At 42.2% G+C, this 12,017-nt stretch carries 8 protein-coding genes; all 8 read right to left on the bottom strand.

All coding sequences use genetic code 11. The features are described from left to right. Positions 1–124: 124 nt before the first annotated feature. The 8 genes from JKG64_RS13555 to JKG64_RS13520 all read right to left on the bottom strand — a co-directional run bounded on the left by JKG64_RS13555 (position 125) and on the right by JKG64_RS13520 (position 11,884). Positions 125–1,282 carry a FecR family protein gene (locus JKG64_RS13555; protein WP_210354842.1) on the bottom strand — a complete coding sequence of 386 codons (1,158 nt, stop codon included), beginning with the start codon at positions 1,280–1,282 and terminating at the stop codon, positions 125–127. Between the two features lie 146 nt (positions 1,283–1,428). Continuing rightward, entirely contained in the window at positions 1,429–2,019 is a 591-nt protein-coding gene (locus tag JKG64_RS13550) for an RNA polymerase sigma factor (RefSeq protein WP_210354841.1), read from the bottom strand. A 148-nt stretch (positions 2,020–2,167) separates the two neighbouring features. Then, complete coding sequence (locus JKG64_RS13545; RefSeq protein ID WP_210354840.1) at positions 2,168–3,325, bottom strand: TlpA disulfide reductase family protein; 1,158 nt, start codon at positions 3,323–3,325, stop codon at positions 2,168–2,170. A 212-nt stretch (positions 3,326–3,537) separates the two neighbouring features. Next, positions 3,538–5,034 carry a TlpA family protein disulfide reductase gene (locus JKG64_RS13540; RefSeq protein WP_210354839.1) on the bottom strand — a complete coding sequence of 499 codons (1,497 nt, stop codon included), beginning with the start codon at positions 5,032–5,034 and terminating at the stop codon, positions 3,538–3,540. A 4-nt stretch (positions 5,035–5,038) separates the two neighbouring features. Next, complete coding sequence (locus JKG64_RS13535; RefSeq protein WP_210354838.1) at positions 5,039–6,475, bottom strand: PKD-like family lipoprotein; 1,437 nt, start codon at positions 6,473–6,475, stop codon at positions 5,039–5,041. A gap of 11 nt (positions 6,476–6,486) precedes the next feature. Then, positions 6,487–7,200: a DUF4843 domain-containing protein gene (locus JKG64_RS13530; RefSeq protein ID WP_210354837.1), complete on the bottom strand. Its 714-nt coding sequence runs from the start codon at positions 7,198–7,200 to the stop codon at positions 6,487–6,489. 4 nt (positions 7,201–7,204) lie between these two features. After that, on the bottom strand, positions 7,205–8,629 hold the full coding sequence (locus JKG64_RS13525) for a RagB/SusD family nutrient uptake outer membrane protein (RefSeq protein ID WP_210354836.1): 1,425 nt from the start codon (positions 8,627–8,629) through the stop codon (positions 7,205–7,207). A 12-nt stretch (positions 8,630–8,641) separates the two neighbouring features. After that, positions 8,642–11,884 carry a SusC/RagA family TonB-linked outer membrane protein gene (locus tag JKG64_RS13520; protein ID WP_210354835.1) on the bottom strand — a complete coding sequence of 1,081 codons (3,243 nt, stop codon included), beginning with the start codon at positions 11,882–11,884 and terminating at the stop codon, positions 8,642–8,644. Between the last annotated feature and the right edge of the window lie 133 nt (positions 11,885–12,017).

Genomic DNA, 12,017 nt, shown 5'->3' with positions numbered 1-12,017 from the left:
TGTAAATAAGGTTAGTTACTTCTTTTCGTCATGTCTTAATCTCGAAAACGTCTCGAATCTTATGAACTAGGGGTGTCCCCACACCTCTGGTTTATTTTAAAGAATCTCGACAAAACAGTCTGCTTTAGTGCATAATCTTTAACCTCCTTCCCTGTATATCGAATTTCAATTCTGTTATTTTCTCTAATGCTTCTATCACAATGGCTAGTTTTTTATCCTTACGAATAGAAGCATGGATTTTTACGCCTTTGGGGACGGTCGAATAATCGATATCGATATCATACCATCTTTCTATTTCACGCAACACTTCATCGAGCGGAGTTGCTCTAAACCTGAGTTCCCCTAACTTCCAGGCACAAAATATTTTAGTATCGACATGGCCCACATAAAACTTATCTTCGACAAAAGCGGATTGCTGCCCAGGGCTAAGCATCTGCGCTACTGTAGCTTTGTCGGAATAGAGCTGCACCCGACCTGTGACTAGCGTAGTTACCACAGCAGGCTCATTAGTATAGGCTTTGAGATTGAAACTGGTACCCAACACTTTCAATCTTTGTCCTTTTGTAACTACAATAAACGGATGCTTAGCATCATGCGCAACCTCAAAGTATCCTTCGCCCTTGAGCTCAACGATACGTTCAGCACCTTCAAAACTAGTTGGATAACTTAAGGATGACTCGGCATTAAGCCATACTTGCGTGCCATCAGGTAGCATCGTAGAATATTGCGTCTTTCTCGGCGTCGACAATAGGGCTTGCTGCACCTCATGTAGCTGTACAAGATTTTGGCCATCGGCATACGTTAGTCCCTCGTTTCTCGTTATAATCCCATCTTTATCGGTATCCAGCTCTATCTGTTGCCCATTGCCTAGGGTTAGCGTCGCCTTTTCCTGATCTTTGGTATCTGTAAAGGCTATAGGGTGTCCTACTTTAACAGGGTATAGATTATATTGGTAGAGACCGAACAATCCTAAGATTAAAATCGCGGCAGACCACCACCCGTACTTATAGCTCCTGATATAGCGGAATAATACAGGCCGCTCGGTTGTGTGACCTTCAATATGGAGATCGACGACGCTCTTTACACTCCGTGCAATAGACGAAACAAGTTCCTCTGCCATTTCAGTAGCATCCTCCTCAAATTCCTGATCGATAAGGGCGTTTAAATAGTCAGAATTTTGTGGATCCTTGAAGAATGCAAGCAGTACTCTGGTTTCTTCAACAGATGCTGATCCTTCCTTATGCTTTTTAAATAAACTTTCTATATGTTTGCTATGTTCCATATGCGCCCCTTTGTATTATAGTATGCCTTAGAGAGACAAACTAACTGCTCTATATTAATTTTTTTTTAAAATAATGTAAAGCTAAAAAGTTTACGCATATAGAAAGTGGCCTTGCTTAGGGAACAATGCTGACAAAAAACAGGATATTATTGACTCAGCAATAAAAATAAGAGCCAGACGAATTCCTTTTTGTTAAGTTCCTCACGGAGAAATTTATTGGCCTTTTGCAAGTGATCATTGATAGTCGAAGTGGAAATATGGAGTAAGTCACTAATTTCCTTATAACTTTTTTCTTCGTAACGAAATAGCAAGTAAACTTCTTTTCTTTTTGGAGGCAGCTTTTCTATAGCGGCTTTTACGAGATCCTCCATTTCTTTATTGATAAGATCTTCTTCGATATGACTATAGCTTTCGGACTTCTGATTGATTACAAAATCTAAAAGTCGCTTCTGTCTACTATCTTCCCGAAAAGAATAGTATACCATATTCTGTGCAATACGATACACATAAGCTTTAAAAGACTTGGTGGGGTCTATCTGCTCGCGTGAGTCCCAGATTTTGATAAATAATTTCTGTAATAGCTCTTCGGTAAGCTCTTGTGATTTTAAGAGTCGTAAGATTGTAGGGATCAACAGCACACTATACTTTTCATATAGTTTAGTAAAAGCCTCGTGATCTCCTTTGCGGAGGCGATCCAACAAGTCATACTCGCTATTTATTTCCTTACCAAACTGCATCTAAGATTAATTTGGCAACTAATTTATTACAAATTTATCTTGTAACAAAAAAAGATTACCTGCAACTCTGTTATTGCAGCTATTTTAAGAAGGAGACGAAGTTCAAAAGATCTTCGCCCCTCCCTTGGATCTACTATTCAAAAGACTACTACAATTTTCCAAATACACGCTCCAGTTCTTTATGGAGATTGTCGCCCCGCAGTCCGGAAGCTATTATTTTACCCGATGGATCGATCAAGAAATTAGCTGGTATTGCCTTGATTAAATACAATTTACTTGCAGAATTATCCCAACCTTTCAGATCTGAAACCTGAGTCCATGGCAGCTGGTCCTGTTCTATAGCTTTTAACCAAGCTTCTCGTTTATCATCGACAGAAACAGATAGCACTTCGAGTCCCTTTGGATGGAAATCATTATAGGCCTTTAGGACATGGGGATTTTCGGCCCGACAAGGTACGCACCAACTTGCCCAAAAATCAACAAATACATACTTGCCCCTGTAGTCCGAAAGCTTTACTAGCTTGCCATCTTTATCAGGCTGTTCAAAATCAATGGCCATCGTCCCTGGAGCTATCTTTAAGCGCCGGCGTTGTTCGTCGATTTCGGCATAGATCGTCTTTGCTAAGTAAGACGAGCGCAGCTGAGGTTCCATTCTATCCAGTTCCGCTTCAAACCTATCCAGACCAGCTTCATCTTTAGGAACAAGCATCTGCCTGTATCGAAGCGTCACAAAACTGTTTGGGTTTGCCGCTACCCAATCTTGGATATCGTTTGTATAGACTTCTAACGCTTCTAAATTTGCCTTTGTTAACGCCCTCATCTGTGCCGTATCACCTCTCCTTTGGGCTTCGATATATCCTTCCCTAATTTTGTCTCTACCCGAGCGCTTCATAGCACCATCAAATAGATACTCATTTTCTTCGTGTACCTTTGAGCCCGTCACTATCAAGTTTTTTACGTATTCACGCGCAGACGTGTCCCATGTTGCACGCAAGTTAATCTTAGCATTCTCTAAAAATAATCCCATCGTAGCTGGATATTTACGGTCAGGTACATTTGTATAAATACTTACCATACAAGGCTCGTCCACTCTGCCCTTAAACGTAAATTTCCCGTTTTTCATTAAGACGGAATCCGTGTGTAGTTCCTGATCTCTCACTATCGACGCAAGATAAACATACTGTTTACCACGCGGCATATTGTCAATTTGACCATGAATTATGTAGCCCTCATTTTTACCATTTTGAGCCAATCCAAAGATGGGCAGCAACAGTACAGTCTGGATTAACATTATTGTTATTTTCATATACGTATTATTTCTGATGGTGTCATTTTCTATTACTTTTTTAATTCCAATTTTCAGCTATCAGCTCAATTTTCGAAACAACATATCATCAACAGACAACATATAAGGAAAAATAGCAATTACCTAAATTCGCCTAATCGAAAGAGCAAATACTAGCTGAATAGTTTAAAAAAAAAGAGCCTCCTAAAGGATTTCTAAGAGACTCTATTTATTCAATTCTTCCGCGCGAACTCAATCATCGCTGAGAGCTCCTTCACAGCGGTCTCGTCTTCACCTGAAAAGCCCGATGTTTCAAATCGTATACGTCCCTGAGGATCGATGATTACTTTTGTAGGAATGCCGTCTACTTTGTACGCTTGTGCCACTGCGCTCTCCTTCGTTGATGGATCCCGCAGATCCATCAACACTTCGAAACTATATTTATTGTCCGTTACATACTTCTTCGCATTTGCAGTTGCATCACCAGCACCTCTCTCCCAAGTGTGCAGGAATAAAAAGCGAACGTCCTTGTCTTCTTTGTATCGATCTACCGCCTTCTGCATAGCTGGAAAGGACGCTTTGCATGGTCCGCACCAGGTAGCCCAAAAATCGAGAACCACCACTTTCCCACGCAGATCAGCTAATCTTACGGTATTACCGTCTACATCTTTTAATTCAAATTCCGGTGCATCTTTCGACACCAGCTTTTTCATCATTTCGGCTTCTGCATTCGCCATTTTGGTTTGATCCAATGCCGCTTTATAGGTCTCGTATCCCTCTAGTGATCCTTTGCTATCGGCGTATCCCTTTTGCAGCAGATCAGCGGTCACCACGCCTGCAGAACCTTTGACATAATCCTCTTCGAGATAAGGAAGCGCCTCCCCATATTTTTTATTGGCTAGCAGCGCGTTTAAATAAGCTCCATCTATGATCTCCAAATTCGTCTGCTCTATAGGTTGTTTTCTGGTCAATTCCTGTCTAATCGCCGCTAGCAGCTGTAAGCTTTCCGGTGCTCTATCTGCTCGCCCTAAAGCATCGGCATAACTACTGAGCGTGATATAATAGCCTTGCTCAGCACGACGACGACGTTCCTTTCGGATCTGTTCGGTGTCTCCTTCCTCCTGTTTAGCGAGATCCATACGATGATAAGCAAGACCATCCTCCAGAAATGGCAATGCCGCCTTCGGATTGCTCCTACTGAGGAAACGGGCACAGCTGGACAATACCGATGCTTTGTTCAGACGGTTCCCGTTCCGGTCCGACGTCATATCTGTATATAAGTCCGCATACTGGACCATCTTTTCGACATTCCCTTCACTGGCATATGCATTGGCCATGTTGTACATCTCAAAACCTATCGATGCATTAGGATACTCCTTTAATAAGGCTTGAAATTGCATATCACGTTCGGCAAGCGATTTCATCTGACTAATCACCTTGACCTTTTCCTGAATCGCTAGGTTGCTGTTCGGAAAATCTTTTACTACCGATTGCTGAATCGCTGCTGTCTTTTCTTCGTTTTGCTGTCCATAATAATACCAGTAAGCCAAAACCCTATCCGATTCTTCTTTACTACGCTCCAGCTTTTTAAGAGTAGATTGTAATGACTTAGTATCTTTCATTTCCTTCAAAGCGGTCAAGCGCTCTTGTATGGTAGATACTTTTTTCTCTTGTCCCTGCGCTACAAATAGCAGCGCTACTAAACTCATTGTTATACTGATCTTCTTCATGGATTTATTTATTACTGGTATGGATAATATAGCCAAGATTACCAAAAACTTTTTTAGGGGCTCCATCCACAAATTGACCTAAATCACTTATATCGAAAAGGTTAAAATTACCCGAAGTGCCATCCCAGGTAGATACGGCAAGCGTTCTGCTGGTTTTACGTTTTATCTCGATGTCTGTAATTAACTGGGAGCTGGGAAAACTATAAAGTAACTCCGCGCTATTAGCTACTATGTTGTATAGGTAGATCTTATTATCGACGGCATAATACATATGTTGGAATAAGCCCGAAGCGGTAAATAGTTTTGCTTTGCTAAAATCAGGGCACTGGCTATCTGTAACTTTTTGGTACAGAATTGGATCCAAATTATTTATTCCCATAACATACCTTCCGTCATTGTCTTCCATCACACAATAAAACACACTGCTATTTGATGAAACTCTTCCCTTTTCGGCAGCTATCATAGTCTTGCCGACATTTGACATATTGAATATATTAAGTGTAGTGTTCGATCCGTTCGTAGCCACAGCAAGAGCTCTTGCAAAAGCCGGTGCAACCATAAACCGTTTATATTTATTGTCGTAAAAGAAAGTGTTATATAGGGATGAAGAAATGACCGCTGGAAACAAGTTGTAATCTCCACCAAGACCTGGCGTATACGGTTTTAATATTTCATTGGGATAAAAATCTCCCATACCGACATGGACCTCACCATTATTAATAAAATACTGATCTACACGACCTAATCCGCCATCCCAAGCTAACCCACCATAACCATTGGGAGACATAAAGACTTCCTCACTCTTGCCTGTCAATTTAAATGTATTGGGATCAAAGCGGAATATTTCCGTGCCTGTAAAGCTGGCTATGGATGCATATTTTACCTGATAACTTACTTGGTTGTAAAATGAGGCTTTAAGGTTCTCTGGGAAGGACAGATTATTTGCCTGTCCTACAGGATCAGGGAATACCGCATTGTCCGCCCGTATAAATGCAAGCTTGCCTTTGCCTCCTAGGTTATGGGAAACCAGCCAACCTTCATAAAAAGCACCATTGACAGTTAAAAAGAGGTGCTTGTTAAATTCAAGACCATTGTCCAAATCGGTCACGGTATATTGAATATTATACTGCTGAGGTGGCAGATCAATAATCGTATCCAAATCTTTCTTGTCGGACAAGATGTAAACAGCATCGTTTGTCAATGCTTTCCAACGGTAGGCATATCGCCCTGTCTTTCCCGGCGGAATATTTATCGTAACCGGAATATTTAACTTTTCCAACTGGACCACATCGTACTCGCTCTTGTCCATCAGAATGTTGATATCTCCAATTGGTGATCGGCTAAAGTCCTGTTCAAATGAGGAGCAACCCTGCATTAGTAATGCTATCAGGCCAATTCGTAAGTAGCCTATAGTATATATTAAAAATCTATTTCCTTTCATTGTCTGTTGAATTAAAAAGTTACACGTTGACCGAACTCATCGATCAAAGGTCCATTTGCGGCTTCGTATTTTACTAGGGCATTGCGTAGAATTACGGGATAGGTAAATGTTCCATAGGCACCTATAGTATCATATGAAAAATCAGAAACACCTAATACACTGATCATAAAACGTATACGTGTTGCAGAGAATGGTCCAAAGTCGCTTTCCACATCATCCCAGTAAACCGGCCTTTCTGGCTTGTTGGACACCCATATCTTATAGGAATTTATAGCTTTGGTACCACCGATCGCCTGTCCTGTACCACCTGGTAAGAAGTCGTCAGAGGCGGCTACTTCAGCCACGATCCGTAACGCCTGTGTTTCCATTTTGGGTGTATTGATCAGTATCAACGGGTAATTAACCGTGACAGAGTCTGCCGGTAACACCACCTCTGGCAAGAGAAAGTCTTGTCCCAACACAGCTGTGGTACCAACTCCGGGTTGGATCTTTATAGTTCTCGGGCGGTTGTGTTTTCTGCCCTGGATCCGCATTTTGAGATAAAGGGTATCCCTTTCTTTTGTCACGGGGTCAAAAGCGAACGTATAACTTGTAGAATCAACATCATATTCACCGATAAAAAAAGAAACCCGTTCTTCACCTTCGAATAACATTGTTTCTTGCTTTTTACAGGCCATCAATGCGCAAAGAAGACCCGCGAAAATAAAATATTTTCTCGTTTTCATATTCTTATTTATAAGTAGGATTATACTCCAATTCCACATCTGGAACCGGTAATTTATAAATGGATAGTGGAATGTCAGAAGTCATGAAAGGCATGCGCGTAATGGTTCTTCGCTTTAAATAGAAAAAGTACTGTCCTTCGGCATAAAACTCTTTATGGTATTCCTTCTGAATCTCATTCTGTAGCTGTGTCGCAGTAACAGATCCGTCTTCGGGAAGCTTACCGACTGCCCGGGCGAAGCGTACTTTGTTCAATTCTACCACGCCCGATTGGGGCGAGTTGGCGGCTTCTGCCAAGATATAATACATCTCGGAGACCCGAATTAATGGAATAAGTTGATCCGTTCGGTACGACGATGTCAATCCTTCTCCTGTGATGGGGGTATAGGTCTGCCAGAACTTGGAAGGAAATAATATACCCTGATCTTGTTCAAAGAGGTAGAGCTTCCTTACATCGGTAGTGGAGTTTTCATATAGGGTGTTTATATTAGCCAAAGTACGGGTCAAGCCTCTTCCTGAAGAGATATAAAACCGGAAATAATTCTGGGTCCAAGTCAGGATATCCCGAGACCGAAGGGCAAAGACGAGTTCTGACATAAACAACCTATCTTTTGATCCGGCAGCAGCACTAACTCGCGTATTGGATACAAAAGGAAACTCAGCGCCATCCACCACTTCCTGCGCAGCTTTAGCCGCTGCCGGCTTATCTCCCATATACATATATACGCGAGCTGCCAACCCCTTGACGCCGTAATAATTCATGCGTATACGGCGGGTATCCATATCTGTACCCTCTTCAAAAACCGGATCGACAGATTTGAGCAAATCTGCAGCTTCCGTAATATCGTTCAAGACCAATCGGCATACTTCCTCCGATGTGCCCGGTATATTGGCAAAGGCATCCACCATCGTCTCGTATGGAATAGCTTTCTGTCCTTTTCCGGATTGGTACTCGGGGCCAAATAAACGAAAAAGATCAAAATGAATATAAGCACGTAAAGCCAAAGCTTCTCCACGAATCAAATTATAGCCTTGGGAAGAAAGCGCCGATCTATTCGATGCTGTCTTTTCGATAATCTTGTTCAGTCCAGCTATAGCATTATACGAGCTGCTCCATACGGCATTTAGGATATTTCGGACCTCATCGCTGTTGTAATTATACGAACGAGTCTCGTAATAAGGAGCTGTTGAACTGGACTGGGTATAATTCTGCGCTAAAGCGGACACAAACCCCAAGGAGAGGCGGTCTCCATACATACTCTGCTTGCTCAGTTGGGAATACACGCCGACCAAAGCCTGTTCAAAGCCTGTTTCAGAAGCAAACATCTGCTCCTCGGCTACAGATGACTTTGGCTCCACATCCAGATACTTACTGCATCCGGCGAAAGAGGCAACCGTCATTAGTGCTACTAAAAATAGGTATATTTTCATAATCTCTTCTATTTAGAAACTCGCGCGAAGCGATAGTGAATAATTACGTGCGAATGGATTGTCCGTACCTCGTTCGAGCTGGATAGAACTCCACCATATCGGGTCATTTGTCAATGCCGTTATTGCTAGCGAATTTATACCCCAACGTTTTAGAAAGGCTTTGCCATAAAAATTATAGCCCAATGATGCGGAGGTCAACTTCAGGTTATTGTCATCCTGAACAAACCTAGACGTAGCCTGTGTGGCATTAGCTGTGGACGTGATACGCTTGAACAAGGCGACGTCACCTGGTTTGGTCCATCCCAGCTCGTAGGCCCGGCGGTCTACATTATTTGCTACATTGACATTCTCTACACGGTCCACCAAGGTATAGTTGTATAACTTTCCACCATACTGGTAGTTAAAGATCAGATTCAATTCAAATCCTTTGTAAATCACGTTGGAACCGAAGTTGCCATTCCATTTGGGTTGTTGTACTCCAACTGGCACCTTATCTTTAATATCCCAATCGTAAGTAGTTGTACCGTCTTTTTTCAAAAACATTTCCGTACCTGTAGCTGGGTCGATACCCAATGAGCGTACTGCAAATATGGTATTCATGGATTGCCCTTCTTCCAACAGCACATTCGGATAAATCTGCTTTTCATTGGCCGTATTCAGATCCTCATTAGCTGTTTTCAGCTTGTTGGACAATTTCTTAAGTATATTATTATTCGTGAATCCGTTTACATTGACAGACCATAAAATCCCCTTTGACTTCTGATTGATAATAGCATATCGAGCAGAAAACTCCATCCCTGTATTCTGGAGCTCGCCTAGATTCTCCGAATAACTACTGAAACCTGTCGAAGGAGCCAATGTGACCGAAGTCAAGGCATTCTTGGTCTGATCCCTGTAGACTTCCATACGGAGATCCAGACGTTCGTTCAGTAGTGATGCGTCCATTCCCACATTAAGCTTATAGACGTTCTGCCAGCTTAGGCTGTAATTCCCCAAGTTGTTCAAGACTGCGCCGAGCTGGTCGTAATAGGAAGATCCTACACCGAAATTGTACCTAAATTGAGCGCCATATGCTGGAATATTGAGCGATCCTGTGCTTCCGTAATTGGCTCTTAACCGAAGTTTATTAACGATTGGACTATCTTTAAAGATGCGTTCGTTATGTATATTCCATCCCAAGCCTGCGGACCAGAATGTACCGAAACGGCGGTCTGTACCGAACTGGGACGAACCGTCTCTACGGATGGACAAATCCATTAGGTACCGATTGTCATAGCTGTAGTTGCCCGAATACACGATACCTATATTACGCGTAGTACTTTCATCGCCAGTAGGCCTGCCATTCGTCTGGTATTGATTGGCAAACAAGAGGTTGTCCAGGCGATCGTAAGGAAATCCTTCGGCAACGATCTGATAGAACTCATTGTTGCTGCTTTTGGCATTGAAGCCCAACATTGAAAAAATCTGGCTTTTACCATGCTTTACATTATAGTTGGCTGTGGTCATAGTTTCATATCCAAATGTCTTTCCAGTACGTGCTGTATAGGATCCACGACGACTTGGCTCTGCTATCGAAGCAAATCTAGAGTCCTGCGCAGAGAAAAACTGATCGGAGCCATCGTTCTGTTTGGTAATACTGAAATTAGACTCTACAAATAATCCAGGCGTAATATCATATCGTGCCGAAAAATTATTGGTCACACCAAAGTATTCTGATTTATTTACGGAATGTAACGTGGTATTATATAATGGGTTTATTGTAGTAAAGGGCTCATACCAGGGATGATGGGATACATTTTCCAATAGTAAAGGAATATTACCATCCGCATCATAAGGCGAGAAATAGGGATTGGCAGTGACATAATCGCTGAAACTACCATATGGGGATACATTTGCCTTATTTTGGAATACGCGCAAAGAGTTCATAAAGCGGAATTTAGCTACGTTATAGCTGAGGTCGACCTGTCCGCTGTAATTGTCCCTGTCCTGCCCCTTCATTACCCCCTCTTGCCGATCCGCTGTAAACTGCAGACCATACCGCAAAATCTCATCCCCACCCTGAAGACGTAGCGAAGAACGGTTGCTGCGTCCGATCTGTGTTGGGATCTTCAACCAATCGGTGTCTACACCCTCCAAGACATTTTTGAAGCGCGAATTGTAAAGAAAATCTCTAGACAACTGATTGATATTGACGGCTCCCTTATAAAATCCGGCACGCTTCTCAAAGTCGAGCTTTTCCTTGGCGTTCAACAGATTATATACGCCTAATTCAGGTGTGGCTAATCTAAAGTCATTTGTAAAAGTGACCTGTACTTTTCCTGCTGCGGGAGGTATAGTGGTAATGACCATGACGCCATTTGCCCCTCTCGAGCCGTATATAGCAGTAGCCGAAGCATCTTTCAGAAGTGTAATCGACTTGATAAGATTCATATCAAGATCGACGATACGTTGCAGGTTGACCTGAAATCCATCCAATATAAAAAGAGGCTCATTGGGGTTGTTGGACAGCTCTCCGCTTAGGTTCGGAAACGAATTCTGTCCCCGCATCTGCACCTCTGGCAGGCGATTGATATCGCCACCAAACTGATTGTTGGCTACCAATCGGAATGCGGGGTCTACAGCCGATATTGCAGCGAGCACTGAATTTGTATTGATTTTTTTGATTTCCTCGCCACTAATAGTTGTAGTGGCTCCGGTAAAGCTCTCGGCAGAGCGGTTGAATATTCCTGTCACCACGACTTCATCTATATCTTCGGAGGTGGGTGATAAGTGAATGACGTAATTATTCGCCAGGTTTAACGTCATTTTTTTCTTTTTAAATCCAAGGTAAGAAACCTCCAATTCTTTGGCGTATTCGGGCACTTGGATGACAAACCTACCGTTTACATCGGTATTGACCTTAATTCCTTTATCTGGAAAAGATAGCGACACACCGGCCATCTCCCGATCCGTGTCTTCGCGGTGTACCACTCCGCTGATTCTACGCATCTGTGCCTTCTGCTCGTCCATCAAAATGATACTGTTATTTTTGAAAACGTATACTACACCTGAGCGAACATTAAAATACTTGTCCAACACCTGATACAGTGGTTCATCTTTAAAATTTGCATCGATCTTTTTAAAGTGATCGATTTTGGAAGTTAAGGAGACAAAATCAACTCCGCTCTGCTTCCGAAGTTCATTCAGAAGTTCATCTAGGGTGATGCCCTTCTTTTGGATCGTTATCTTTGGTTGCTGCCCAAAGACACTCGTCATGAAAAGAATGCTGCAAAAAAACAACAGGCAGCATCTATATCTATTATTATTAAAAAATTGCTTCATAAACAATGTAAAAAAAGACTGGTTAGTTCTTTATATTTTAGGATTAAAAATTCTTGGTCTTTAAAAC

The sequence above is a fragment of the Sphingobacterium tabacisoli genome (assembly GCF_017908035.1).
Lineage (GTDB): Bacteria > Bacteroidota > Bacteroidia > Sphingobacteriales > Sphingobacteriaceae > Sphingobacterium > Sphingobacterium tabacisoli.
This window is presented reverse-complemented; position numbering and strand designations above follow the sequence as displayed.

Bases quoted from the DNA above. Each gene is read 5' to 3' on its own strand.
- JKG64_RS13555 (WP_210354842.1), bottom strand. From the start codon at position 1,282: ATGGAACATAGCAAACATATAGAAAGTTTATTTAAAAAGCATAAGGAA.
- JKG64_RS13535 (WP_210354838.1), bottom strand. From the start codon at position 6,475: ATGAAAGGAAATAGATTTTTAATATATACTATAGGCTACTTACGAATT.
- JKG64_RS13525 (WP_210354836.1), bottom strand. From the start codon at position 8,629: ATGAAAATATACCTATTTTTAGTAGCACTAATGACGGTTGCCTCTTTC.
- JKG64_RS13540 (WP_210354839.1), bottom strand. From the start codon at position 5,034: ATGAAGAAGATCAGTATAACAATGAGTTTAGTAGCGCTGCTATTTGTA.
- JKG64_RS13550 (WP_210354841.1), bottom strand. From the start codon at position 2,019: ATGCAGTTTGGTAAGGAAATAAATAGCGAGTATGACTTGTTGGATCGC.
- JKG64_RS13530 (WP_210354837.1), bottom strand. From the start codon at position 7,200: ATGAAAACGAGAAAATATTTTATTTTCGCGGGTCTTCTTTGCGCATTG.
- JKG64_RS13520 (WP_210354835.1), bottom strand. From the start codon at position 11,884: ATGACGAGTGTCTTTGGGCAGCAACCAAAGATAACGATCCAAAAGAAG.
- JKG64_RS13545 (WP_210354840.1), bottom strand. From the start codon at position 3,325: ATGAAAATAACAATAATGTTAATCCAGACTGTACTGTTGCTGCCCATC.